The sequence below is a fragment of the Paenibacillus melissococcoides genome (assembly GCA_944800085.1).
Taxonomy (GTDB): Bacteria; Bacillota; Bacilli; order Paenibacillales; family Paenibacillaceae; genus Paenibacillus_B; species Paenibacillus_B melissococcoides.
Genome location: CALYLO010000005.1, coordinates 16,323 through 41,053 on the forward strand (window position 1 = coordinate 16,323; position 24,731 = coordinate 41,053).

Sequence of the window (24,731 nt, forward strand, 5' to 3'; positions counted from 1 at the left end):
TCGCATTTCGAACGCTGATTTAACAAATAATCTGGATCGACATGATGAAAGGAGGTAACTACGTGCCGCAATGGCTGGAGATCGCTTGGCGTACATTCATGGCAGTCATTGTTCTTTTCCTGATGACTAAGCTTTTGGGAAAAAGGCAAGTGACTCAGCTTTCCGTATTCGAATATATAACCGGAATTACCATAGGGAGCCTTGCCGCCTATGTTTCGATGGATTTGGAAGCCACATGGTATTTGGGGCTTGTCTCTTTAGGCGTATGGGTAGCTGTGGCATTAGGTATTGAATTTGTACAGCTGAAAAGTAAGACCATGAGGGATATTATCGAGGGCAAAGCGACGGTCGTAATTAAAGACGGAAAAATAATGGAAGACAACCTGAAAAAAGAACGGCTTACCATCGATGAACTGTTGGAGCAGCTGCGCCAAAAACAGGTATTCAAAGCGGCCGACGTTGAATTCGCGATTATGGAGCCGAGCGGAGAAGTCAATGTCCTGCTCAAGAGGGAAAATCAGCCGCTCACTGCCAAGCATCTTGGCATCAAGGTGGCACCGGAACAAGAACCGCAAACGGTAATCATGGATGGCAGTATTATGGACGAACCGCTTGCTACCATTGGATTGAACCGGCAATGGCTGAACACGGAACTGGAAAAAACGGGGGTTGCTCTCGAAAATGTGTTTCTTGGGCAAGTGGATGCGCACGGACAATTGTATGTCGATCTGTACGACAATCAAATCAAGGTTCCCGAGCCCCAAAAACGAGCTGTTCTATTCGCAACCTTAAAAAAATGCGAAGCGGATCTGGAAATGTTCGGACTGGCGACCCAGAACCGCGAAGCCAAACAAATGTATGAGCAGTGTTCGCAGCAGCTTCTAAACGTAATATCGGATCTAAAACCATTATTGCATCGGTAAGGAGAAAGGATATGGCGAATAACCAGAAGAAAAAATTGACCCCTGTGCAGCAGGAATACCAGGAACTTGCCAAGAAAAGAGAACCGGCGCGGCCGGTACTCAAAAATTGTGTCCGGGCCTTTATTTCTGGAGGAATTATTTGCTTCATCGGACAATGCATACAGGACATGTTCATTCATTGGGGAGGTTTCGACGAGAAGAAGGCGGGGAATCCGACCGTAGCCGTGCTGATCCTGACTTCCGTGATTCTGACCAGCCTCGGTGTATATGATAAAATTGCTCAGTGGGCCGGGGCAGGGTCGGCCGTACCGGTAACCGGATTCGCCAATTCGATGGCCTCGGCGGCGATCGAGCATCAGAGCGAAGGACTTGTATTGGGCGTTGGAGGCAAAATGTTCAAACTGGCCGGGCCGGTCATTGTATTCGGAACCGTAGCCGCGTTTATTATCGGGATTCTTACCTTAATTTTCAATCCCTCTGGAGGAGGTCATTGAAGATGCTCAAGGGACATCAAAGCTGGATATTCGAAAATCGGCCGACGATTCTTTCCACAGCTACCGTCGTTGGACCGTTTGAAGGACAAGGACCGCTTGCGAATGATTTCGACATCATTCACGGGGACCTGATGCTGGGGCAGGACAGCTGGGAAAAAGCGGAGAGGACGTTAGTGGAAGAAGCGGCCAAGCTTGCTATCGAAAATGCAGGCTTGACGAAAGAGCAGGTCAATTTCTTTATCGGAGGAGACTTGTTGAATCAAATCATCAGTACAAGCTTCGCCGCACGAACAATGTCCATTCCTTATATCGGCGTGTTCGGCGCATGTTCTACATCGATGGAAAGTCTGGCTCTCGCTTCCGCGCTTGTGAATTCCCGTTCAGCGAAGTTTGCGCTGGCCAGTGCCGGCAGCCATAACGCCTCTTCCGAAAAACAGTTCCGTTATCCGACCGAATACGGATCGCAAAAACCCCCAACCGCCCAGTTTACCGTCACCGGAGCCGGGGCGTCTGTCGTTGGGCAGCACGGAGAAGGACCATACGTCACATCGGCTACGATCGGCAGAGTCGTCGACATGGGAATCAATGACCCATTCAATATGGGAGCGGCAATGGCTCCGGCAGCCGTTGACACCATTCAGGCGCATCTTCGCGATTTGCAAATTCAACCTGGTTATTATGACCTGATTGTGACAGGAGATTTATCCAAGGTTGGATATGAGCTTGCCAACGATTTGTTCAAAAAACACAACATACCTATTCAGCAAACCGATTATAAGGACTGCGGAATGATGATGTACGATTACGATAAGCAGATGGTGCAAGCCGGAGCGAGCGGATGCGCATGTTCAGCTGTCGTCACATACGGCCATCTGTTGAACCGAATGCGAAAAGGCGAATTGAACCGATTGCTTGTGGTCGCTACCGGAGCGCTGTTGTCGCCGCTGTCTTATCAGCAAGGGGAAAGTATTCCATGCATTGCGCATGCCGTATCGATTGAGAATGGAGGGGCTAAGCGATGATTTATTTCTGGGCGGTCGTTGTTGGCGGTGCCATTTGCGTGTTCGGGCAAATCTGTTTTGATGTATTCAAGCTGACCCCCGCGCATACGATGACCCTTCTTGTTGTCCTGGGAGCGGTTCTGGATGGAATCGGACTATATGATCCGCTAATCAAATTCGCCGGAGCCGGGGCTACGGTCCCTATCACAAGTTTTGGCAACTCTTTGGTGCACGGGGCACTTCAAGAGCTGAAAAGCGACGGCTGGATCGGGATTATAACGGGCATATTCGAGGTTACCAGCGCAGGGATATCCTCAGCCATTATTTTCTCTTTCCTTGCCGCCTTGTTCGTAAAGCCGAAAGGATAAAGAACAATGTCCGAAGCAATTCGATGATGAATATCGATGGTTGGGACATAGCATAATAATGGTACTTAACTTGCGAATCGATAAGTATCCGGGAGAACCGGGTACCTTTTTTTTATCAAACGGAAAGGTAAGGTAACATGAAAAAGATTATTTTCCTTCTGATTGATTCATTAATGCCGAACATATTAGATGATTGCATACGCCATCGAACGGTACCTGCGCTAAAATTTTTGATAGATCGAGGAAAATATTGGTCCAATTGTGTGACTGTATTTCCAACGATGACGGCTACGGTCGACTGTTCATTAGTGACCGGTACTTTCCCTGACCAGCACCGGATTCCCGGGCTTATATGGTATGATCCCGAGACGAAAGAGATCGTAAACTACATTAACGGATGGAAATGCATAAAAAAGCTTGGCCTATCGAAGTGCGCTCAACATGTATTGTTCAATCTCAATGAAAAGCACTTAAGCACCCAGGTGTCGACGATATTCGAGGAACTGTACCGAAGAGGAAAGACATCGGCTTCGATCAATGCGATTGTTCACCGCAGTGTCAAACGGCATGCCATCAGCCTACCTTTACTTATGAATGTATCGACCGGCTTTCGATTTCGCAACAGCAGTACATTAGGACCTGATGTGATGACGTTGGGAGCCATGGTTGATTCAGAAATTAATAAAAACATCCCCAGGCCGATGCGGGGGTATAAACAAAAATGCGGAATCAATGACGCCTATGCCGCTCATGCCGTCAAAGCAATGATTCAATCGAATCAACTGCCCGATTTTATGCTCGTTTATTTTCCTGATAATGACCATGAAGTCCATAAAAAAAATCCCGCTCATGCTGAGGAAGCGCTCATTCGCGTAGATCGGCATATTCAGGAGATTTTGAATGCATTTGATTCATGGGAAGAGGCGGTTAACCAGTGTGTATTTATTGTAACCAGCGACCATGGACAGACAAGAATCGGGAACGAAGAACGATTTAATATCGATCTGGATCTGCTGCTTGATTCATTCCGCGTGCTGCAGTTGGGGGAAAAGGTTGGCAGCCATCACGATCTGGTGGTCTGCAATAACGAACGCATGGCTTATGTCTATCCTCTTCGCATAGATAAGCTCGCCAAGATCATCGAAATACTATCGAGCGAATCGCGGATTGACTTGATTGCGTGGAAAGAAAAAGGGCAAGTTACCGTCAAAGAGGGGGGATCGGGAAGAATCATGCAATATCAGCCTGATGGCCCGTATACCGATAGTTATGGCTCCGCATGGACCATAACGGGAGAAGAAGCGGTCGTTGATTTACGGATTCAGGAGCAAGAAATACAGTACGGCGATTATCCTGACGTGCTTGCCCGGTTATATGGGGCGTTACATTCTCAAGATGTCCCGATGATCGTGATCACCGCTCGGCCGCGCTATGAATTCAAAAGCCGCTTTTACCCGGTTCATTTGAATGGCGGCAGTCATGGCTCTTTGCACAAATACGATTCCGACATTCCGCTCATTGTAGCGGGCACGTCCCATGGCGTTAAAGAACCGCCCCGTTTGGTCGATTTGAAAGCTTATATTCTTGAGCTAATGGATGAGGGAAAAAATGATTAATTGTTAGAAATAATACTGAAACTTTCCACCCATGAATTTGATTTTCCCAAGGCAAAATAACATTAGATATTCGATAAAGGGGAACAGTTCATGTGGTTCAAATCCTTTGCACTCTCCATCTGGAGTGTCATTGATCCAGTGTACTATGCATGTACCAGATTGAAATGTATTGAACATGAAGATGGCAGCACGTTCCGAGTCAGACTTACTTCGTTCCGGGGCGGAGACGTACTCTTATCCGACGGCACCATCATTAAAAGAGGCGACATTTTGCTGAAAATTCATTTGCATAATGTCATGCTTTTGAAAAACATGCTTTCCATAAAAAGTGAGATTAAAAAAGGAAAGCTCCTCTATCGCCTTATTGAAAAATCGTTGCCTGATCTTGCCGAATATGTGCGAAATCATCCGAAGCACGATGATATTAAAGGAATTATCGGGATAACGATGTTAAATAGGGGAGGCAGCGGATTAGGGTTTGAAACGATACAGATACGCAGCGTGATGTACAAATGGATCAAGTACGTAACGATGATGCCGATCTATTTCGTCTCGGCAAACGATCCGTTAAGGAACTTAAAGAAACAAACCCCTGCCTATTTATTCATGTCCAAAAATGTACTAATGAATAAATACGGAACAAAATCACTGCCGAACTTGCATCATGGCCCAAAACTACTCTGACGCTTTATTGCCGCCAGAGTATTTTCTTTGTGCCGTGGGTAATTCAATCATGGAGAGAGTGTATGTATCAGTCTCACCGTGGCTTTTAGGGGCAAATGATCCGAGGCCGCAGGGAGGCTCGCAATGGCTTCCGTTGAAGCAATATGGAAATGCCGGCTGACAAATATATAATCCAGTCGAAATAGGGGGCGGCGGGACGGGAAGGTATAACAAGGAGTCATGCCGGCATGATGGCAAGCATCTGTAATGAGTTGCTGCAGTTTGTGCCAAGATTTCGTGCCCGGCCTCGTATTCAAATCGCCGGTTAAGATTACGGGGTGGTCCTCATTCCTAATTTTATCGGTAATAAAATCGACTTGCTTCGATCGGATGTATGGAACAAGACTTAAATGGGTGACATACATTTTGACGAGATGCCCCCGAATATGAATGCAGACTTCCAAGACAGCACGTTTTTCGAAATGGAAAGGGGAACTTTCCAAAACATGATTTTGCCGAGAAACGATCGGAAAACGGGACAAGACCGCATTTCCATACTGTCTAAGAACAGATCCGGTTGATGATGAAATGGACGCGCCAAAAAAAGAATCGCGCATGCCTAAACGTTCAGATAACCAACCCAATTGGTCCAGATAACCGCTTCTCCGGGAAAAATGTTTGTCCACTTCATTTAAAGCGATTACATCCGCTTGGCTATCTTCTAAGACTTGAGCGACTCGCTCCAGGTTCAGCTTCCCATCCATTCCTCTTCCATGATGAATGTTAAATGTTACGATATTCATTTCCATGTTTTCCGCACCTTCATACCGTTATTCCATTTATGATATATCCAGTTAGGTCGGAGAACATGCTGCGATAGCCCGATCATGCGGACCCATTTATGCTTTTTTCAGGACAAGCTCCAACTGCACGGACAGTTCGTTCTCCGTGTCCAGAAATTATGCTCCCGCATATCGACGGGTGGGAAGTTTGCATAATAACAGCGTACAGTCCAAGCATCCGGATCGTCCGCTCCAGATCGAGATTACGCTGCAAAGCAAAAACAGGTTCGCGGAAAGTGACCGTTTCCGACAATGGCTGCGGCATTCCTGAATCTGAGCAAAACCTTATATTTGAGCGGTTTTTTCGCGGGGAAAGGAAGAAACAGGAGATCCGCGGTCTAGGTCTCGGCCTTCCGTTCAGCAAGCTTATGGCACAAGCCCAAAAGGGCGATCTCGTCTTTCATCAAAGCTCGGAATACGGAACATCATTCGCTTTAATGCTGCCCCTTGCTGCCTCTCCGATGCAGGAAGAATTCACAACATGAATAGATTTTCCGCCCTCTTCTGAAAATAGGCCGCCTCAGACTGTCATCTGGGCGGCCGCTTTCGTTTGTATGCTTGCCTCTACCTTTGTTCCTTATTTGAATCGGCCGTACGCTCTGGCATAACGCAGAATCCGGCGATAGGCGGAAGGATTTAAGGTTCGGTAGACGTATATGGCTGGCCTTGTGTTCACTTCCAGGATCCAGGGCCGCATGTTTTTATCAAGCGCGATATCGAGTCCCAACTGTTTTAGACCTTTATAGTTTTTATTTAATTGCTTGCCTACCGATACTCCCATTTGGTTCAATTCATGGCGCAGCTTGCGAATGGAGGATTGATTCATACGAGGACGCAATAGGGTAGACAGCGATTCCATGCTCCCGCCATTACTGACATTCGTAACGATCTTATTGGCGGCTGCCTTGCGGCCGAGGATGTTCATTGCCTCCCATTGATTGTTCAGGTTCTTTTGAACCAATACCCGCAGATCGAATTTTCTCCCGCGGTGGCTCAGCAGATGAATCCCCCGTTGTACCAAATACTTCCGCTTCCCGATTCGGGACTTGATGCCGGACTGCAAATCGTTCATGGAGCGGAACACTTTGGTGGAAACTCCTTCTCTCAGCTCGAACGATGCTTTGGAGCGTTTTTTGGCGCGCATGACTCCTTTCCCGTGCGTACCCGTGTCCGGCTTCACATACACCATGTTGTAGCGGTTCAGCATCTCCTTCAAGCTGCTGGAATTGTATACGGCTGTTTTGGGGATGTACCGCTTCAACGATGAGTTTTGCAGAATGCGCGTCTTTTTCCATTTGCTGAATACATGTTGAATAGGCAAACTAGCATCACCCTTTTTCATGAATTTGATGTTATCTGGTTATTAGCAACGGATGTGATATCAATGTATGATGCCGATGACGATTAGGAATGGACAATTAACCTATGGGACGGCAATGGCGTAATAGGATGGCGGTTATAGAACTGGAGGGGCAGGATTATATATCAGCAGCGGCCGCACAAAAGAGAATGAAGAATGATTGAGAAAATATGTCCCGGTTTTACCGATGAGGTACAAGGTTTTGCTGATGAAGTAGAACCGGAGCCTGAAAAAATAATATGTTATGCGCTGCTCTCGGGATGCTGGGATCAGCAAATGCTGAAGGACGACCGCATTGCCTCCAGGCTGATTGGCGAGCATTTCCACAAGCTGTTCCAAAGCGCGGAGCGCAGAACGATCGTACCTGCCGTTAACCTTCAGCTTATCTGCCCTCCAATGCTGGATCCAGGCGATGATATTGCTCTTCCGTAAATAACGAATAGCGGGCCAAAACCTTTGGTATACGGAATCGCCTTATTTAGAGCGGATCGCATGGTAAGTACGTTAAAATCCGAAGATTCATTATTATACCTGCTAATGGCCGATAAATTATCCCAGACCGCCAGCTTGACGCTTAAAGTCGATCAGGAAGGAAAGCGCGAACCGGAAAAATATTTGGCCATGGACATTCAACAAGTAAGACGGACGATGAAAGTAGACGTCCAAAGCAACTGGAATATTAAAGTGACGCTGAAGGTGGAGTTTGATCCAAAAGTGAAAGTAGAGATCGTCAATCACGGAATCATGAACTGACCAGGAGCCTTATTAATTTGGAAAAGGGAGAGGAGGAGCGGTGGAAGCTCCTCTTCTCGCGTTATATAATCTGGCAGGTTACTCTGATTTTTCTGCCTGCTTATTGAACGTAAACGTTATGCCTGCGCCAACCTGGAAATTTAGCAGGCCGATCATGTCTTTCGTGTTTTGGCTCATTCCGCTTTGCACAGGTTGGGCTTCGTTAGGCGCACTCGGATCGTTTCCCATGGCTTCGGTCTCGAACGTTTGTTTTGCCTCGCTTAGCAGCACTCGGCTGCCATCGGGTCTGACGATATATTGCCTGATATATTCGCCTTCGCGAGCGGTAACCAGTCTTCCTTTTTTGTCTCCCTGTTTTTCTTCTTCTTGTTTCGCCGCATCTTTTAGTACGGCTTCAAATAATAAATCATTTTGTTGACTTTTCCGTAGGGTTGAAGACGGAAATCGATGGTTGGAATCAATACGCATGTGAAATCCTCCTGTCCCGATGTTCCCCTTCCATTGAATTGGGGGATGGTTCTATTATCGGAAGGAGGGCTTCGCTCCATTAGCTTTGAGGGGGAGATGATCCCAAGATGTATACTAAAATATATGAATTTCAAATAAATAACGGAACAATCTACTATTATGTGTTATATTTTGAAGAGAACAGCATCCGAATGACTTCACTAACGGAGAACGCTAACCATTAGCAGCCCGTTTTTATTTTTATCACTTTTCTTCCTAGATCTATCCTCCCAATGCTCATCGTGAGATTCGAACAGACCACTCCATAGAGCGCACACATCCATCAATGCGACAAGTATTTTTTTGGCCAAAGCTTCATAGTCATTTTTTTAAACTAATCAATGGAGGTTGTTATGCTGCTTAATGTTCAGAACCTGACCAAAGTTTTTTCCGGGAAAAAAAGTACGAAGACCGTTGCCAACGATAACCTTAGCTTCTGTGTGCAGGAAGGAGAAATTTATGGGTTACTGGGACATAACGGAGCAGGGAAAACGACCTTGGTCAATCAGATTATCGGACTGATGAAGCCGACTAGCGGCGAAATTTCGTTATTGGGCAGATCTGTAATCAAAGACCCTGCCTTTGCCCGTTCCATGTGCTCCGTCCAGCCGCAATCTCAATTGCCTCTCGGTTACTTGACGCCGGTACAGGCCGTATCCATCATGGGAAAAATGAGATCGGGCGAGAAGCAGGACGTAGCGAAGCGGATGAACATGCTTTTTGAAGCGCTTGATATCGGATAATGGGTGAACAAAGAAGGCGTTCATCTGTCAGGCGGGGTTCGCCGGCTGGTCGCCTTTTGCATGGCGGTGGTTGTGCCCGGCAAGCTGGTCATTCTTGATGAACCGACGAACGATGTGGATCCGATTCGGCGCCGCTATCTTTGGGATTTGATCCGCCAGTTAACTGTAGACGGAACATCCGTCATCTTGGTGACGCATAACGTGATTGAAGCCGAGAAAGCGGTGGACCGGGTAGCTATCTTGAATAAAGGCAGGTTTCTGGCGGAAGGCACCCCTGCAGAAATCAAAAGCACAGTAAACAACCTGATTCGGGTAGAGGTCAGCCATGTGACGAGCGTTCAGCAGCTGCAAACTCCCGCGTGGGCGTTATCCTCGCATTCTCACACTTCACGTTCCGTTTTTTCGGTTAATCCCGACTCCGTGCCCGATGTAATCGAATGGGCAAGAGACAAAGTAGACGAAGGTGAAATCATGGACTATACTTTATCGCCGACTACGCTTGAAGATGTTTATGTCGAGCTGACAAGCAAGGGGGAGATCGGTGCATGAAGATAGCGAACGATTTCAAGTATGTCTTTCAAATGCAGTTGTTTCGAAGTATCGGCCCGCTTATGTTTTTTACCGTCATTCAAATCTTCATGTCTCTGGGGATTGTAATCGGATTCAGGTATCTCTTTGATGATCTTGATAATCAGAGTCTGCTGTTTCTGGCAACCGGGGCTCCTACATTCATTCTCGTCCTCACCGGTCTTGTTATCTTGCCGATGCAGATCGGCAACGCCAAAGTAGAAGGCTATGTTGAATTTACCCGCACCTGGCCCGTTAACCGCGCCGTAATCATCGGAGCCGATACATCAATCTGGCTGGGAGTAACGATACCGGGATTATGCATCGCAACCCTGTTCGCGCATCTAATGTTTAATCCTGGATACGACATCTCATGGACAGTCATTCCGGCTCTGCTGTTAATTGCGTTAACATCCATCGGCGTAGGGTATGGATTTTCGTATTTGTTTCCGCAAGACGTGACATTTGCGGTATCCCAATTTATTGCATTCGGCGCCTTAATGTTTTCTCCTCTTAATTTTCCGATCGAGCGGCTGCCGGAATGGTTTCAGGCGGTGCATCACATTTTGCCGTTCTACTCCATGGCGGAGGTCATGCGCGCTTCATTGGCCGCGTCAACCTTCGAGGCTTCGATATGGAACTATGTCACCTTATGCATTTGGTGCGTAGCAGGATACGGCGGCGCGATCTGGATTCTGAACCGGAAGTAACTACGATGGAGTAAGGGGTGGCCTGCATGAGTGTGATTGCCGTAGTGGGGGCCGGAGTGATGGGTGTGGATGTTGCGTCCACACTCTCCTTTCACGGCTATAAGGTGATTGTAAAAGATATCGATGCGACAGCCTTGCAGCAAATACCACAAAAAATCGAACGCAATATTCGAAATTACCGCATGATTTCTTCGGCCTTGCGCGAATGGGACGCGGAAGACATCCTCAGCCGGATTACCGTAACGAATACATATGAGCATTTTTCACATGCCTCTTGGGTGATCGAAAACATTACCGAGGATTGGGAGGCCAAAAGCCGGCTGTACCGGGAATTGGGCGAGGTGTGCAGCGAAGACACATTTTACGGCGTGAATACAAGCTGCATCTCGCCAACCAAGATTGCCTCCTTGCTGGACAAGCCGGAGAAGGTGATCGGGATGCACTTCATGAATCCCGTCCCGCTCAGATGCCGGTTTTCGCCGGGCAGCTTCCGCCTATCCGCATCATGCGGCGCTGCGGTTCCGGGGACAATCGATCTCCTACTCGGAACTGGATGCCTGGTCCGACAGGCTCGCCGCGCTGATGAGCGCCCGCGGACTGGGACCGGATGCGGCAGCGGGCCTTCTGATGCCCCGCAGTCCGGAGCTCGTGGCATGCATTCTGGCGATTCTCAAGCTGGGGTCGGCCTATGTCCCGCTGGATCTGGCCAACTCTGACGACCGGCTTTGCTTTATGATCAAGGATGCGGACCTTCGGCTGCTGTGCACGCGGGAGGAGTATATATCCCGTGTTCCCGGCGACAGCCCTCTGCTGCTGGACAAGGAGCCCGGGGAAGGAAGCGGGGACTTGTCCGCCGCCGGAGCTTCCGCTCCTTCAAGCCAGGCTTATATCATGTACACTTCCGGCTCCACAGGCAAGCCCAAGGGATGCAAAATATCGCATCAAAATGTAATCAATCTGGTGTTTGGCCAAGATTTTATCGATTTCGGCGCTCATAAGGTCATCCTGCAGGCCGCATCTCCGGCGTTCGATGTGTCTACCTTCGAAATATGGGGACCGCTGCTTCACGGAGGAACGCTGGTGCTGCCCGGGGAGGGCGATCTGCTGGATGCGGGGCGCTTGAAGCGGCTGCTGGCGGAAGAGAAGGTGCAGAGCATGGTGCTGACCTCTTCGTTGTTTAACCGGCTTTGCGATCGGGATCCGGGTACGTTTGGCGCGTTGTCCCATCTGATTGTGGGCGGCGAGGCGCTGTCCGTGCCGCATATTGCCAAGGCGATGAACGCGAATCCCGGGCTGAGACTCATTAACGGATACGGCCCGGCCGAAAACTCCTTTCTAACCACCACCCATTTGATTGCCCCTGCAGACCTGGCCAGAGAACGCATTCCGATCGGCAAGCCGGTCGGGAATTCACGGGTCTACATCGTAGACAAGGGCATGAATCTGCTGCCGGCGGGCGCGATCGGGGAACTCTGCGTCAGCGGAGACGGAGTTGGCATGGGGTATCATGAGCGGCCTGAGCAGACAGCGCAGCAGTTCCTGCAGGACCGGTTCGTCCCGGGCGGCCGGATGTACCGGACGGGCGATCTGGCGCAATGGCTGCCGGACGGCACGATCGATTATCTGGGCAGGCTGGATACGGAGGTCAAGGTCAGGGGATACCGGGTAGAGCTCGGCGAGATCGAGCGCGCGTTGATGCGGCTGCCGGGGCTGCGTCAAGCGGCGGTTCAGTTCAGACAAGTGGGCATGGAGCGTCATGTCTGCGCTTATTATGTATCATCAGGCGCTTCCCGATCCGGAGAACGCAAGATGGAACGGGCCTGCGCCGGCCCGGCCGCTCAGCGAGCTGGAGGATCTGGTTGCCTCCATCTGCGCCTCTGTGCTCGGCATTAACAAGCAGGGAATTCAAGCGGACGACCAATTGTTCGAGATTGGTGCCAATTCGCTTAATATTTGCAGCAATCGGCACAGGAGGAACGAGTGCCGGAGGAATCGGTAACGGCACGATTGGAGAAGGAGAGGAATACGCTGCTTGCCACGGCGACGCTTATTCGAAGAATGGGGGAAAGGTAATGGCGGTCAAAACGGATTACACCGGATTGGAGATTGCGATTATCGGGATGTCGGGCCGCTTTCCCGGCGCCGAGAATGTGGAGCAATTGTGGAGCAATATGGTTGAAGGACAGGAATCGATTACTTTCTTCTCTAAAGAAGAATTGATCGCGGCGGGGGTGGAGCACGGTCTGCTGGAGGACCCGAATTTTGTGCGTGCCAAGGGCGTGATGCCGAGCCTGGAGCGGTTCGACGCCGAATTTTTCCAGTATACGCCGGGGGATGCCGCGCTGATGGATCCGCAGGTTCGCATCCTCCATGAAGTCGTATACCATGCGCTGGAGGATGCAGGGTATGCCTCCGCGCCGCCGCGGGAAACGATCGGTCTGTTTCTGGGGGCGACGAATAATTTCGCCTGGGAGCTGGAGAGCCTGCAGACCATCGTTGAGCACGGCGGACATCATATGACGGCGCTTCAATTCAATGATAAGGATTTTGCGGCCACCCGCATCTCCTACAGCCAGAATCTTCAAGGCCCCAGCGTGGCGGTCAGCAGCGCCTGCTCGACCTCGCTGTATGCGGTGGATATGGCCTGCAGGCATATTCTGACCGGCGCCTGCTCGATCGCGGTGGCGGGGGGAAGCGGCTTGTCGCTGCCCGGCCGCAACGGCTACCTGGGCCAGGATGGCCGAATTAATTCCCCGGACGGCCACTGCCGCCCCTTCGATCGGGATGCCGTGGGCACCGTCGAAGGCAACGGGGCGGGAATGGTGGTGCTGAAGCGCTTGAGGACGCTGTCAGGGACAGAGATCGCATCTACGCCGTCATTCGGGGAACGGCCTGCAATAATGACGGCAACCGCAAAGTAAGCTATACCGCGCCCAGCGTAGAGGGGCAGGCGGAGGTGATCCGAAGGGCGGTGGCAATGGCCAACGTGACTCCCGAGAGCGTGTCTTATATTGAAGCGCACGGGACGGGGACGATGATGGGCGATCCGATCGAGATCGCCGGCTTGACCAAAGTGTATTCGCCGGCCCGCATAGGCTCGATCGGCGTCGGTTCCCTGAAATCCAACATCGGTCATCTGGATGCAGGCGCCGGAGTATCGGCGCTTATCAAGACCGCATTGGCGCTGCAGCATAAAACCATTCCTGCAACGCTTCATTTTCGGAGCATTAATCCCCAGATCGACTTGGAGACTACTCCGTTCTATATCGTATCCCGCACCCAGAGCTGGGAGCGGAGCCTCTTGCCCGGCGGCCGGGACGAGTATGCTCCATTGCGGGCGGGAGTCAGCTCCTTCGGTATCGGCGGCACCAATGTACATATGTCAAGATCGCGAGCTGGTTCCCGATATTTCGCGTCAACGAGAGAGGGGGTGAGATGTGAGTTCACCGATAAAAATTGCCCAGGTGGGCACCTATTTGCCAGCCAAGATTCGATCCAACGAGGGGAAAGCCGCTAAATTTGGCTATGACCAGCATTTTTTGCATGAAAAATTGGGGTTTGCCAGCATTGCCGTGCGAGCGGAGGAGGAGACGACGCTCGATATGTGCTTGCAGGCCTTCCGCGACCTGAAGCGGAAGACGGAGCTCGACGTGAAGGAAATTCAACTCGTGACGGTGGTGACGCAAAACCCGACGCTCAAAATTCCGCACACCTCGGCGATGCTGCATAATCAGCTTGGGATGGACAAGGGCTGCATGACCTTCGATATCTCGCAAGGCTGCTCCGGTTATTGCCATGCGCTCTTTATTGTGAAGGCGCTGATGGAAGCGCAACACCTGGACCATGCGCTTATCTTCACCTGTGATTCGTACCGGAATCTGATTGATGAAGAGGATCGCAATGTAAGCATGATTTTCGGGGACGGCGCGACGGCTACGCTGCTGAGCCGGACGGCCGGTGAAGGATTTGAGCTTCGGGGCGCATCGTTCGGGACGGTTCCTGACAGTCATGATTGCCTGATCATTCAGGACCGATTTTTGCGGATGGAGGGAGGAAGAGTATTTCAATACGCTGCCCAGGAGATCCCGAAGAGCATCGCGGAGATGCTGGCACAGCATGGCCTGACGGCAGAGGAGGTGGATTTCTTCCTCTTCCATCAGGGGTCGAAATATGTCGTCGATTCGCTCGTGAAGCTGATGAGAATCCATCGGGAGAGAAGCGTATTTTCTTCCGGAACCTACGGCAATACGGTCTCTTCCTCCCTCCCTATTCTGCTGTCCGAATACCAGGGAGCGGGAGGGAAAGGCACGATTGTGCTCAGCGGGTTTGGCGTCGGTTTTACATGGGGACATTGTCTTTTAAAATATACGGAAACAGAGGAGTGACACACATGGCGGGATTGGCCGATCTATTGGAGGTATTGAATAAGGACGCGGGGTTCGCGAAGCTGCTCCAGGGAGCAACAGAAGACAACAGCTTGCTCTCGCTGGGCTTCGATTTGCTGGATGCGATGATGGTGGCGCACCTGCTTGGCGTTGAGTATGAAGCGGAGCTGCAGCTTACGAAAAATTCGACTCTGGGCGAAATTGTGGAGCAAATTAACCAGCATAAGCCTGAATGTGAAGAGAGATCGGTATGAGCGTGATCGATCTGTTCTGTATTCCTTATGCCGGAGGCTCAGCGCATGCCATCTATGGCAAATGGGTTGAAAAACTTGACCCCGGAATCAAGCTGCATCCTTTGGAATTGGCAGGGCATGGCCGAAGAATGGCAGAGCCCTTTCACGCGAATGTAGAGGAAGCGGTCCAAGACTTTTTGGACAAGATGCGTTCTTCGATTTTACAGCGTCCGTATGCCATATATGGCCATAGCATGGGAACGGGCTTAGCCTATGAGCTCGCAGTGGCGGCCCGGGCTTCCGGACTGCCGCAGCCAATGGCGCTATTTTTATCCGGCCGCATCCCTCCCCATCTGAAGTATGATGAAGAGCCCATGCACAAGCTGTCTGATGCGGACTTTTTGGAGAAAATCCGCAAGATAGGCGGAACGCCGGCACAGTTCTTTGAGTCCAAGGAGCTGCTGCAGCTCTTCCTGCCGATTCTGAGGCATGATTACCGTATGATCGAGCAGTACCGGGTGAACGGTAAGCCGCAGCCGGTGGATGGGGATATTATCTTTTTTCTCAGCGATGAGGATCAACATGTCAATTTGCCCGATATTTTGGAGTGGGAACAATACAGCAAGCGATTATTTGAATATCATTCCTTTCCGGGCGGGCATTTCTTCATTCATGAAGCATGGGAGCAAATCTGCATGCTGATTAACGGCAAGCTGCTGGGGCATGGCAGCGTAAACCAATCGAAAGGGTGATGTGCGTGAACGAAGTATTTGATGTGCTGGGCGATGTATACAATAAATATTGGCGCGAGATAACGTTGTTCCAATATCCTAACATCGAGGAACTGGTGCTCTCCAAGCTCCCGGGGAACGCGAGAATTTTGGATGTATGCTGCGGAACGGGGACCATCGCGGCCAAGCTGTGCGAGCAAGGGTTCACGGTAGAAGGGATTGATATTTCAAGCAAGGTGATTGAATACGCGCGGATCAACGCTCCCGAAGCGACGTTCACTGTGGGGGATGCACGCTCGTTCCGCTATGAGTCCCCTTTCGACGCGGCCATTACGACACTGGACAGCTTCAATGTGATGACGGATCCGAAGGATCTGAAAAATATTTTTATTCATGTTTATCAAGCGTTAAAGCCAGGGGGCATTTTCTATTTTGATATGAGAAATGAGGAAGGCTATCTTCGCTATTGGAATGGAAGCCAACTGTCCTTTATTGAAAGGAAGGGGTCGCCGCCTTTCACTCGGTGTATGACGAGGGCAGCCGGCTCGGACTGATGAAGGCGGCTTACTTTACCCGCAACGAGGCACAGGCATGGGATCGCAAAGATTTATATATTCCTCATAAATGCTACCTGGAGGAGGAGGTTGTCGCCCTGCTGGAAGAGGCGGGCTTCGGCCGCATCCAAACGGTTCGGAGGAGCGAGGGAGTGTACTCCGACGTGTGCGGCAGATCGCATTACACAAGCATGAAGGCAAGCTGACGATGGGCAGCGCAGCGAAATATACGATGAATACAGGCAGCACGATGTTCGTCAAGGATGGACGCAAGACGGATATGGGATCGCGGCCGGAGATCGTAAACGGAACCCTCTATGTTCCGCTTCTCTTCTACGCGGAAGCGCTGGATTACAACTTTGCGGCGGACGGAAAAAAGGGAACAGTGAGATTGACCAAAAGTAAGATGTGGCTTCAGAAGAGGAGAGGGGTGTCTCACAGGCACTGCAAAATGATGGAGATGACGAGGTAACAGAGAATGTGGATGCAGGAAAAACGGCGGCGCGCAAACCGATCGAAGATGGATGAAGCAGTGAAATGCTGCGTGGATGCATCAATTTCTGCTCTTTCAGCCGCTATTTGATGAAATTCCTGTAAAAGTACATTATTTCCAACGATTTTTGTCTTTTATCGATGGGATAGTCAGAAATTGATGCCGTTTTGCAGGATTCCCGGTAACGGAGTACACGTCATAAAGGAAAAGTGTAGTTTTGCAGTTTTTCGGCGAGTCGAGCTTTGAGAATCAGGGGGGCTATCACCCCCCTCTGATGTGATGATCATGGTTATGATTTAATCACTTGAATCCCTTTGACAATATTCCAAATAAAGAAGTATACGCTAATGATACCGCATAGCGCTACGGTGATAACCGAGCCAATCCCCAAGGTTACCTCTACCTCCCGCACGCTCAGGCTGATTACTCCCAACGCGGCGAACCCTACTATAGCTGTAACCGTTGGAAGAATATGCGTCCACAGTGCTCGTTTGGCATGGCTCTTGCTCTCAGAGTCTCCGACAATCCAGACGAGAATCGGGAATAAAATCGGAGCAAAGAGAACACTCCAGTAAGAAAGAGCAGATACTAGTTTGTTTCCGTTCATATCTATCACCTCAAGAAATAGCGTTGTTGTCCATGGCTTAAATATACAGCAGAAGATACTTGCACACTAATCGATCCAGCTTTCAAGAGGCTTATGAAATTGTAAGATTCCGAATGAGAGAGCAACATTTCAAAACTCTCCTTGTGATATAACTAAACGTGAATTCCAAACAAGGAGGTGAACCACAATGCGTAAGCTGAAAGGTAAATCGCTCTAGTAACCGGGGCAAGCTGCAGCCCTTCAAGAACGAACGGGTTGATTCAGGCAAGCTCGTGCCGCAGCAGATGTTTGAAAAGCGGGGTCAGCTTGTCGGCCATGCGCATAATCAGATACTTTTTTCTCAGTCCCATCGATTGGTTGGCCGGCCATGATGAAGATATGCCTCCTCGAACAGAAGTGTGATTCCTCATTGATCTTACCACAAGATTTCTGGAGTGCCTTCATTCACTTGTCTCGTCATAATTTCGTAACCGGAAAGATGATTTCACGTATAAAGTCTTAACCCCGATCCGACGATTGGCCGGGGCACGAATGAATCCATACGAGAAGCTGAGGGACATCCGATGAAATACGACATGACAGTTCAAGCCGAGAGTTGGTATCGGCAAGCGGAGCAGAAGGCCGCTCACTATTTTGCCTCCCTTTCTGCGCAGGTCAAGGCCAAGACTTATGCGCCTGCACTGACAGCAGATTTTGAAATATGGAAACAGGACCATATTCATTCTCCTTCATGGCTCTCCTTCTTGTCGAGAAGAGGGAGAAAACCGGACGCTTCGGATTATGATAAATATATACAATGGCTGAACGATGCCGGAAAATTGGACGCTTACTTGGATCGAAGCGTCTCCTACATGTATATGAGGGATCTGGGCAAAGCCCTGGATTCTCCTGACACGCAGACCCGAATTCAACGCTGCATTGCCGGCATCAAAAAGCACTTGCTTCATTCCTCCGCAACTAACGGGGGAGGGCAGCCCGAAGTTATGAGTCTGGCTAAGGCGTATCGGTGGGCGCAGAAGGAAGGGGTCGAAGACGCCGTGATATGGGTGATCGGGAAGCTGAGGAGCGTATCCGCCCATATTCCGGAAGGAATGGATGCGGAGCAAGCCCAGCGCAAGCTGATCAAAATCATTGTCGGGGTTGTTCTCCATGCCGCCGAAGAGATGGATGACGATATAGTGCCGGCCGAACGCGCCCGAAGACTGGATGAAGCCATCAGGCTAGGTTATTCTTATGGACTGACCTATCCCTTTATTGACGACCTGCTTGATTCCCAAGTGTTACAAGAGCATGAGAAGGAACAATATTCCGGTATGATACGTTCCGCCCTTGTCACGGGAACGGTGCCGGAATGGGAAGAATGGGCCGGCAAGAACAAGGATATGCTCCGTTTCATCCACTTGGAGCTTCGGGATGCTTTTGAGTATATTAAAGGCTATCAGCTACCGGACACGGAGAGAACATTTTTCGAGCAGTCTTATGTGTTTTTTCATTCCCAGGATCTGGACCGTGCAAAGGAACTGTCGAATCCGAATTACACCAATGAAGAACTGTACTTGCCTATCATCCTGAAATCCGCTTCTTCCCGATTGATCGTCCGCTCGGTCATTCGCGCGCCTGAGGATGAAGGCTTTCATCATCGCACCTTCTGTTATGGCATCTACAACCAGTTGGCCGATGATTTTGCGGATATGTTTGACGATATGAGAGACGGTGCCGTAACACCCTATACCTATTATTTAAAATACCGTGGTCAGCGCAAGGATCTGATCAATCCCTTTGAACTGTACTGGGCGGTCATTTCCCATTTGATCCATAACGTATATCACTCCGATGCCAAGTCCCGCGAGGTGATCCTGGATCGTGCCATCAACGGTCTAAAACGGTGCAAACAGCGCGTTGGAAACGAGAAATATAATGAACTTATGGATATGTTCGCCTCCGGAATTCCGGAATTCAATCGACTGATCCAACATATGGTTCGCAAAGCGGATGAGGTCGATTTTTTCGATAAATTGCTTCGTGACCAGATGGTAACCGCTCTAAAAAATGAGCGCAAAGAAAAGGAACAATTTTTCGATACAATCAAATCGGTTCGCCATCAGATTAACGAGCTGTTGCCGATACCGAAGCATCACGGAATTCCGGCGATGAAGGAAACGCTTATTGATGCCGCAAATTATAGTCTCGAGGGCGACGGCAAGCGGTTGAGACCGATACTGGCCTGGGTCATGGGCGTGCAGGAATATGGCTTGAAGGCTTCAGCGCTTGTGCCGCTGCTGCGATCATTGGAATATATGCACACCGCCTCCTTGATCTTTGATGATCTGCCTTCGCAGGATAATGCGGCTACGCGGAGAGGACGTCCAACCCTGCATCAGGCGCATAACAGCGCCACTGCCGAATTAACCGGCCTGTTCCTGATTCAGAAGGCCATTGAAGAACAAGCGTCCCTAGACGGGTTCGATCCGAACACCGTGCTTGCCTTGATGCGATATTCGTCCCAAAAGGCCGCCGAGATTTGCATGGGCCAGGCGATGGACTTGCAATCCAAAGGCCAAGCGTTGACGCTGGAGCAGATGAACATGATATGCTTTTACAAAACCGGGATTGCATTCGAGGCTTCTCTCCTCATGCCTGCCATTCTCGCTCAGGTGAACGAGACGGAAATGGAGGCGATGAAAAAATTCGCCTATCATGCGGGCATTGCGTTTCAGATTAAGGATGATCTGCTTGATTATGAAGGAGATCAGCAATTGCTCGGGAAGCCTGTCGGCAAGGATGCGGAAAACAACACTTCGACTTTTGTGACCATCCTCGGTCACGAAGGCGCCAGAAGAGAGATGTGGGAGCATTACTCCCTTGCCAGCGAAGCGTTGAGAGCGATGCCTCGCCCTATCGCTTTTTTGAAGCATTTATTGAATTATATGGTCCATCGCGACAGTTAAAAGCAGTAAGCAGCTCTTTTGCAAAAGCAAGAGCTGCTTTTTCTATCGTTTTAATCAGGCATCTGCGGGCTCTCGCGATGCATGTTCTTTTAAGATGGCGGAGATGCGTTCTCGCTCTTCGTCGGATGCGTGATAATAATAAATGACGTTAATCATCTGGTTGGAGCCGGCGATCTCCTCCGTCGTGATTTGATTGCGGCCCAAATCGCCTTTGGGGTCCGACTTGCGCATTCGGGTATAATGCAGCGCTCTTTCCCCGTCCAATTGAATGAATCCTTTGTCGTAATGATGCTTCTTCTTGCCATATTGCCGCCAAAGGCGTAGGCATGATTGATTTTATCCATTTTGTCTTTCCCGGCAATTTCGACTCGCCGGGGGGAATATTGAACATGACCTAACAGCCGAGATTGCCGCCGGTAGGGACGCCAAGCAAATTGGCGAATATCGTGTAGAAGCTGATTCGGTTATTCACGGCGCCAGGGTTTGCCCCATTGCATTCCTTCACGCCGTTGATCGATCGGATCGTCTCGCCGAATCCTGCGCCGTTCACCATTGCGTTATGCGGGGTCATCGTCCCTGCGCCGCTCTGTGTATTCCAGAACCACAAAGCCGTCTTCCAGGCTACGGAGGAATCCTGTGCCACCAGATCCGGATTGGTTAGAAGGGGGAGTCCCAGCGCAGCGCCGGCCGCGCCATAATTAAAGTTCCAGCTTAATTGAAGCGGACCTCGGCCGTAGTACTGCTTGCCTGGAGCGCATGGGTACAGGACGCTCGAATTATCGCAATAGAACGGATAGGTGGATGTATCCAGCTCTACGATGTACCGCAAATGTCCCGATTCTTGGGCAACGTTTCCTAGAAAAGCGGCTGCTTCTTGTTTTTTGATCGTGTCGCTCCCTGTATTGGCGAATGCGGGGTAGGCGGACAGGGCGGATACGAAGCCGGAGTACGTATAGAATGGATTGCGGTCAGGAAACATTTGGTTGAACTGCGCCTCGGTAACGACGAACCCGCCGCCGATACCGCTGCCCGTTGGCGTGCATGTTTTGCTGGCGCTTTGTGGAGAAGTAGTAACAGGAGTGGTGGTGTCATTCTGCGCGGCAACGGCATACGTGTACGTTGTCCCGTTGGTCAATCCGGTATCGGCGGCAGATAAAGCATTTGTCCAGCGATACCAGCTTCCGTTGCGATAAATATCATAACCTGTTGCGCCGGGAATCGAATTCCAACTCAGGGTGCAGGTTGCATTGGACGCGCTGACTTGCAGCGTAGGGGGGGATAAAGCTCCGAATGCGGTAAACGGAAATATAAGAACGGTTCCGATCATCATGACAAGCATGACGACGATTGGTTTAAGAACATTTCTTTTCATAGCAGACCTCCTTTTTATGCGAAGAGCCGTTACCTATTATTCAGTGAACTGGAAAAGGTAAACGCGGGTACAACCTTCACACCTTCATGTTCCATCACTCCTCCCTTGATTTTGACCCGAGCTTCCAGGCTAAATATGTTCGAATAAATGAAAAGAGCCCCGAATCTTAGTATAATTTTGCAAGAACAAAATGACCTAAGAAAAGGGGCGTCTCCGAGGTAAATATTAACACAACGAGTAAAAAAATCAAGAAAATTTTTCTGTAAAAGCTGCTAAGAAGCGAAGTCCCCGATCTAATTCCTTCATATCCCGGGCAGAGGTGAGCGAGATTCGCGCAAACTGGTTTTTTCGGTTCCTCCCGGGTCGGGAAGCGGACCGATTCCCTGCTTTAAGGCGCTTTCGTCGAACTCTTGCAAGTTTACGCTTACTTTTAAGCCCGATACCGTTTATAATAAATCAAGCACAAAGTATATAAGAAAAGGTGTCATGGATGAGCATATTAAACGTAGAACGACTAAGCCACGGCTTTGGTGACCGTGCAATCTTCAAGGATGTATCCTTCCGCCTGCTCAAAGGCGAGCACATTGGCCTAATCGGCGCCAACGGAGAAGGCAAGTCCACATTTATGAATATCATTACAGGCAAGCTTCAGCCGGATGAAGGCAAGGTTGAATGGTCCAAGCGCGTACGCGTCGGCTATCTCGATCAGCATGCCGTTCTGAGCAAGGGCTTAACGATTCGAGATGTCTTGAGGAGCGCCTTCCAATATTTATTTGACCTGGAACAAGAAATGAACGACATGTATGCCAAGATGGGGGACGTGTCTCCGGAAGAGCTGGAGAAGCTCCTTGAGGAAGTCGGCACGATTCAAGATACGTTGACGAATCAAGATTTCTATATGATTGACGCCAAGGTGGAAGAGACTGCCCGCGGACTCGGCCTGAATGATATCGGCCTGGATAAGGACGTCAACGATCTGAGCGGCGGTCAGCGCACGAAGGTGCTGCTGGCGAAGCTGCTGCTCGAGAAGCCGGATATCCTGCTGTTGGACGAGCCTACGAACTATCTGGATGAACAGCATATCGAATGGTTGAAGCGATATTTGCAAGCCTATGAGAACGCGTTTATTCTCATCTCGCACGATATTCCGTTCCTGAACAGCGTGATTAACCTGATCTACCATATGGAGAATCAGGAACTGACGCGCTATGTCGGCGACTATGACAAGTTCCAGCAAGTCTATGAAATGAAGAAGCAGCAGCTCGAAGCCGCTTATAAGCGTCAGCAGCAAGAGATTGCCGACCTGAAGGACTTCGTCGCACGCAACAAGGCGAGCGTAGCCACGCGCAACATGGCGATGTCGAGGCAGAAGAAGCTGGATAAGATGGAGATTATCGAGCTGGCGAAGGAAAAGCCGAAGCCGCAGTTCCATTTCAAAGACTCCCGGGCTTCCAGCAAGCTGGTGTTCGAGACCAGAGATCTGGTCATCGGTTACGATGAGCCGCTGTCCCGACCATTGAACCTCCGTATGGAGCGCGGCCAGAAGATCGCCTTGGTCGGTGCGAACGGCATCGGCAAGACGACGCTGCTGCGCAGTATTCTCGGCGAGATTCCGGCGATATCCGGCTCGGTTGAACGGGGAGACAATCTGGATATCGGTTATTTCGAACAGGAAGTCAAAGATGCGAACTATAATACGTGCATCGAAGAGATCTGGAACGAGTTCCCTTCCTTCACTCAATTCGAGGTGCGTGCGGCACTGGCGAAGTGCGGACTGACGACGAAGCATATCGAGAGCAAAATCGCCGTGCTCAGCGGCGGCGAGAAGGCGAAGGTTCGCCTCTGCAAGCTCGTCAATATAGAGACCAACCTGCTCGTGCTCGATGAGCCAACGAACCATCTGGATGTCGATGCGAAGGATGAATTGAAGCGCGCGCTCAAGACTTACAAGGGCAGCATCCTGCTCATTTCCCACGAACCTGAATTTTATCGCGATGTCGTGACGGAGACATGGAATTGTGAATCCTGGACGACGAAAGTATTTTAATGTAGAAGCGAGGCCGACTCTATCGCAATTGATGCGATAGAGTCTTTTTTACATATAGCAGCATTTGAGAGGGGTCCGGTATTCAAGAATCTTTCTGCACTTTCTCTATAATAGATGATAAAGGGTTCATTTTCCAGATCGTAGAATGACGTAAATAAGGGAGATAGCTCTGTAACATTGAGAAGTTATGGATAATAGGCTCGTCTATATCTATGAATAGACAACTATGAAGGAGGAGAGCCATGGGTTGCATCAAGTCGGACCAAGACATCATCGAGCAAATTCTAACCGGGCGCCAAGATCTATACGCAATCCTGGTCAACAAATACAAGCAGCAGATATACGGCTTGCTGAGCGGAATGGGGGCCAGCCATGAAGATGCTCAGGATACGGCGCAGGATGCGTTTATCAAGGCCTACCGGAAGCTTGCCGATCATGATCGGAGCCGGAGCTTTGTCGCATGGTTATATACCATTGCCATCCGTACGTATCAAGATCGATTCAAGCGTAAGCAAATGACGTTCGTCGAATGGGATCAGGAGACCCTGTTGGATGAGGCGATGCCGGAAACCTTATATCTTCGCTCGAATCGCAGCAGCAAATGCAGCACTTCATTCACAAATTGCCGCCAACCCAGCGAAGGGTCATATTGCTTCCGGTATACGAATGAATGCACGTACGAGGAAATATGCGAAATTACGGAGCTATCCATGCATCAAGTGAAAAATGCGCTTTATCGCGCCAAGCATGCGTTGAAAAAATGCATGTAGAAGGGACCGACCCATGCAGGCCAGTCCCGGTACATACAGCTTCG

31 protein-coding genes and 1 pseudogene are annotated in these 24,731 nt (G+C 50.0%); 26 read left to right on the forward strand and 6 right to left on the reverse strand.

Annotation, left to right across the window (positions count from 1 at the left end):
- The first annotated feature begins 62 nt into the window (after nucleotides 1-62).
- The 6 genes from OCY70_RS17740 (at nucleotide 63) to OCY70_RS17765 (ending at nucleotide 5,086) form a co-directional block, all read left to right on the forward strand.
- Nucleotides 63-923 carry a DUF421 domain-containing protein gene (locus OCY70_RS17740; protein WP_261945073.1) on the forward strand — a complete coding sequence of 287 codons (861 nt, stop codon included), beginning with the start codon at nucleotides 63-65 and terminating at the stop codon, nucleotides 921-923.
- Between the two features lie 11 nt (nucleotides 924-934).
- Nucleotides 935-1,417, forward strand: a complete 483-nt coding sequence (gene spoVAC / locus OCY70_RS17745) for a stage V sporulation protein AC (RefSeq protein ID WP_213427296.1) — start codon at nucleotides 935-937, stop codon at nucleotides 1,415-1,417.
- Between the two features lie 2 nt (nucleotides 1,418-1,419).
- Entirely contained in the window at nucleotides 1,420-2,439 is a 1,020-nt protein-coding gene (gene spoVAD / locus OCY70_RS17750; protein WP_213427295.1) for a stage V sporulation protein AD, read from the forward strand.
- Complete coding sequence (gene spoVAE / locus OCY70_RS17755; protein ID WP_213427294.1) at nucleotides 2,436-2,786, forward strand: stage V sporulation protein AE; 351 nt, start codon at nucleotides 2,436-2,438, stop codon at nucleotides 2,784-2,786. The genes spoVAD and spoVAE overlap by 4 nt, the downstream gene beginning before the upstream one ends.
- Before the next feature lie 137 nt (nucleotides 2,787-2,923).
- Nucleotides 2,924-4,402, forward strand: a complete 1,479-nt coding sequence (locus tag OCY70_RS17760) for an alkaline phosphatase family protein (RefSeq protein ID WP_213427293.1) — start codon at nucleotides 2,924-2,926, stop codon at nucleotides 4,400-4,402.
- Between the two features lie 90 nt (nucleotides 4,403-4,492).
- Nucleotides 4,493-5,086, forward strand: coding sequence for a YkoP family protein (locus tag OCY70_RS17765; RefSeq protein WP_213427292.1), 594 nt, complete (start codon nucleotides 4,493-4,495; stop codon nucleotides 5,084-5,086).
- A gap of 47 nt (nucleotides 5,087-5,133) precedes the next feature.
- Here the strand turns inward: OCY70_RS17765 and OCY70_RS17770 are convergent, their stop codons facing one another.
- A complete protein-coding gene (locus OCY70_RS17770; protein WP_213427291.1) occupies nucleotides 5,134-5,874 on the reverse strand; it encodes an endonuclease/exonuclease/phosphatase family protein in 741 nt (246 codons plus the stop codon).
- A 152-nt stretch (nucleotides 5,875-6,026) separates the two neighbouring features.
- Between OCY70_RS17770 and OCY70_RS17775 the strand changes: the two genes are divergently transcribed.
- Complete coding sequence (locus OCY70_RS17775; protein WP_261945136.1) at nucleotides 6,027-6,392, forward strand: ATP-binding protein; 366 nt, start codon at nucleotides 6,027-6,029, stop codon at nucleotides 6,390-6,392.
- A gap of 92 nt (nucleotides 6,393-6,484) precedes the next feature.
- Here the strand turns inward: OCY70_RS17775 and OCY70_RS17780 are convergent, their stop codons facing one another.
- Nucleotides 6,485-7,228: a YheC/YheD family protein gene (locus OCY70_RS17780; RefSeq protein WP_213427289.1), complete on the reverse strand. Its 744-nt coding sequence runs from the start codon at nucleotides 7,226-7,228 to the stop codon at nucleotides 6,485-6,487.
- A gap of 195 nt (nucleotides 7,229-7,423) precedes the next feature.
- Here OCY70_RS17780 and OCY70_RS17785 point away from each other — a divergent pair, with 195 nt between their 5' ends.
- Both OCY70_RS17785 and OCY70_RS17790 read left to right on the forward strand, forming a co-directional pair.
- Nucleotides 7,424-7,699: a hypothetical protein gene (locus tag OCY70_RS17785; RefSeq protein ID WP_249724743.1), complete on the forward strand. Its 276-nt coding sequence runs from the start codon at nucleotides 7,424-7,426 to the stop codon at nucleotides 7,697-7,699.
- 24 nt (nucleotides 7,700-7,723) lie between these two features.
- Nucleotides 7,724-8,020: a Ger(x)C family spore germination C-terminal domain-containing protein gene (locus OCY70_RS17790; RefSeq protein WP_261945074.1), complete on the forward strand. Its 297-nt coding sequence runs from the start codon at nucleotides 7,724-7,726 to the stop codon at nucleotides 8,018-8,020.
- 78 nt (nucleotides 8,021-8,098) lie between these two features.
- Here the strand turns inward: OCY70_RS17790 and OCY70_RS17795 are convergent, their stop codons facing one another.
- Nucleotides 8,099-8,488 (reverse strand): hypothetical protein, encoded by a 390-nt coding sequence (locus tag OCY70_RS17795; RefSeq protein WP_213427287.1) that lies wholly within the window; start codon nucleotides 8,486-8,488, stop codon nucleotides 8,099-8,101.
- A 392-nt stretch (nucleotides 8,489-8,880) separates the two neighbouring features.
- Here OCY70_RS17795 and OCY70_RS17800 point away from each other — a divergent pair, with 392 nt between their 5' ends.
- The 14 genes and pseudogenes from OCY70_RS17800 (at nucleotide 8,881) to OCY70_RS17860 (ending at nucleotide 16,922) form a co-directional block, all read left to right on the forward strand.
- A complete protein-coding gene (locus tag OCY70_RS17800) occupies nucleotides 8,881-9,270 on the forward strand; it encodes an ATP-binding cassette domain-containing protein (RefSeq protein ID WP_249724741.1) in 390 nt (129 codons plus the stop codon).
- 3 nt (nucleotides 9,271-9,273) lie between these two features.
- Nucleotides 9,274-9,819 carry an AAA family ATPase gene (locus OCY70_RS17805; RefSeq protein WP_249724739.1) on the forward strand — a complete coding sequence of 182 codons (546 nt, stop codon included), beginning with the start codon at nucleotides 9,274-9,276 and terminating at the stop codon, nucleotides 9,817-9,819.
- Nucleotides 9,816-10,547 (forward strand): ABC transporter permease, encoded by a 732-nt coding sequence (locus OCY70_RS17810; protein WP_213427286.1) that lies wholly within the window; start codon nucleotides 9,816-9,818, stop codon nucleotides 10,545-10,547. The genes OCY70_RS17805 and OCY70_RS17810 overlap by 4 nt, the downstream gene beginning before the upstream one ends.
- A gap of 26 nt (nucleotides 10,548-10,573) precedes the next feature.
- Nucleotides 10,574-10,999 (forward strand): annotated as a pseudogene (locus tag OCY70_RS17815) (3-hydroxyacyl-CoA dehydrogenase family protein); the annotation flags it as partial.
- 82 nt (nucleotides 11,000-11,081) lie between these two features.
- Entirely contained in the window at nucleotides 11,082-12,440 is a 1,359-nt protein-coding gene (locus tag OCY70_RS17820; RefSeq protein ID WP_249724752.1) for an amino acid adenylation domain-containing protein, read from the forward strand.
- Nucleotides 12,427-12,546 carry a hypothetical protein gene (locus OCY70_RS36190; RefSeq protein ID WP_373871434.1) on the forward strand — a complete coding sequence of 40 codons (120 nt, stop codon included), beginning with the start codon at nucleotides 12,427-12,429 and terminating at the stop codon, nucleotides 12,544-12,546. Before OCY70_RS17820 ends, OCY70_RS36190 begins: the two co-directional genes overlap by 14 nt.
- Before the next feature lie 73 nt (nucleotides 12,547-12,619).
- Complete coding sequence (locus OCY70_RS17825) at nucleotides 12,620-13,468, forward strand: beta-ketoacyl synthase N-terminal-like domain-containing protein (RefSeq protein ID WP_213427283.1); 849 nt, start codon at nucleotides 12,620-12,622, stop codon at nucleotides 13,466-13,468.
- Nucleotides 13,426-14,064, forward strand: a complete 639-nt coding sequence (locus OCY70_RS17830) for a polyketide synthase (protein WP_249724749.1) — start codon at nucleotides 13,426-13,428, stop codon at nucleotides 14,062-14,064. Before OCY70_RS17825 ends, OCY70_RS17830 begins: the two co-directional genes overlap by 43 nt.
- Complete coding sequence (locus OCY70_RS17835; RefSeq protein ID WP_213427281.1) at nucleotides 13,985-14,932, forward strand: 3-oxoacyl-ACP synthase III family protein; 948 nt, start codon at nucleotides 13,985-13,987, stop codon at nucleotides 14,930-14,932. The genes OCY70_RS17830 and OCY70_RS17835 overlap by 80 nt, the downstream gene beginning before the upstream one ends.
- Nucleotides 14,933-14,937: 5 nt before the next feature.
- A complete protein-coding gene (locus OCY70_RS17840; RefSeq protein ID WP_213427280.1) occupies nucleotides 14,938-15,186 on the forward strand; it encodes a hypothetical protein in 249 nt (82 codons plus the stop codon).
- Entirely contained in the window at nucleotides 15,183-15,917 is a 735-nt protein-coding gene (locus tag OCY70_RS17845) for a thioesterase II family protein (RefSeq protein ID WP_213427279.1), read from the forward strand. Before OCY70_RS17840 ends, OCY70_RS17845 begins: the two co-directional genes overlap by 4 nt.
- Before the next feature lie 5 nt (nucleotides 15,918-15,922).
- Complete coding sequence (locus OCY70_RS17850; protein ID WP_213427278.1) at nucleotides 15,923-16,450, forward strand: class I SAM-dependent DNA methyltransferase; 528 nt, start codon at nucleotides 15,923-15,925, stop codon at nucleotides 16,448-16,450.
- Nucleotides 16,450-16,656, forward strand: a complete 207-nt coding sequence (locus OCY70_RS17855) for a hypothetical protein (RefSeq protein ID WP_213427277.1) — start codon at nucleotides 16,450-16,452, stop codon at nucleotides 16,654-16,656. Before OCY70_RS17850 ends, OCY70_RS17855 begins: the two co-directional genes overlap by 1 nt.
- On the forward strand, nucleotides 16,617-16,922 hold the full coding sequence (locus tag OCY70_RS17860) for a stalk domain-containing protein (RefSeq protein ID WP_213427276.1): 306 nt from the start codon (nucleotides 16,617-16,619) through the stop codon (nucleotides 16,920-16,922). Before OCY70_RS17855 ends, OCY70_RS17860 begins: the two co-directional genes overlap by 40 nt.
- A 310-nt stretch (nucleotides 16,923-17,232) precedes the next feature.
- Here the strand turns inward: OCY70_RS17860 and OCY70_RS17865 are convergent, their stop codons facing one another.
- Nucleotides 17,233-17,550 carry a DUF4870 domain-containing protein gene (locus OCY70_RS17865; protein WP_213427275.1) on the reverse strand — a complete coding sequence of 106 codons (318 nt, stop codon included), beginning with the start codon at nucleotides 17,548-17,550 and terminating at the stop codon, nucleotides 17,233-17,235.
- Nucleotides 17,551-18,113: 563 nt separating this feature from the next.
- Between OCY70_RS17865 and OCY70_RS17870 the strand changes: the two genes are divergently transcribed.
- Nucleotides 18,114-20,498 (forward strand): polyprenyl synthetase family protein, encoded by a 2,385-nt coding sequence (locus OCY70_RS17870; protein WP_213427274.1) that lies wholly within the window; start codon nucleotides 18,114-18,116, stop codon nucleotides 20,496-20,498.
- Nucleotides 20,499-20,552: 54 nt separating this feature from the next.
- Here the strand turns inward: OCY70_RS17870 and OCY70_RS35775 are convergent, their stop codons facing one another.
- Both OCY70_RS35775 and OCY70_RS17880 read right to left on the reverse strand, forming a co-directional pair.
- Nucleotides 20,553-20,762 (reverse strand): hypothetical protein, encoded by a 210-nt coding sequence (locus OCY70_RS35775; RefSeq protein WP_306433915.1) that lies wholly within the window; start codon nucleotides 20,760-20,762, stop codon nucleotides 20,553-20,555.
- 130 nt (nucleotides 20,763-20,892) lie between these two features.
- The gene (locus OCY70_RS17880) at nucleotides 20,893-21,870 is read right to left on the reverse strand and encodes a glycoside hydrolase family 19 protein (protein WP_213427273.1); all 978 of its coding nucleotides are present in this window, start codon (nucleotides 21,868-21,870) and stop codon (nucleotides 20,893-20,895) included.
- 490 nt (nucleotides 21,871-22,360) lie between these two features.
- On the opposite strand from OCY70_RS17880, the gene OCY70_RS17885 reads away from it, so the two are divergent.
- Complete coding sequence (locus OCY70_RS17885) at nucleotides 22,361-23,917, forward strand: ABC-F family ATP-binding cassette domain-containing protein (protein ID WP_213427272.1); 1,557 nt, start codon at nucleotides 22,361-22,363, stop codon at nucleotides 23,915-23,917.
- Nucleotides 23,918-24,159: 242 nt separating this feature from the next.
- On the forward strand, nucleotides 24,160-24,687 hold the full coding sequence (locus OCY70_RS17890; protein WP_213427271.1) for an RNA polymerase sigma factor: 528 nt from the start codon (nucleotides 24,160-24,162) through the stop codon (nucleotides 24,685-24,687).
- The last annotated feature ends 44 nt before the right edge of the window (nucleotides 24,688-24,731 follow it).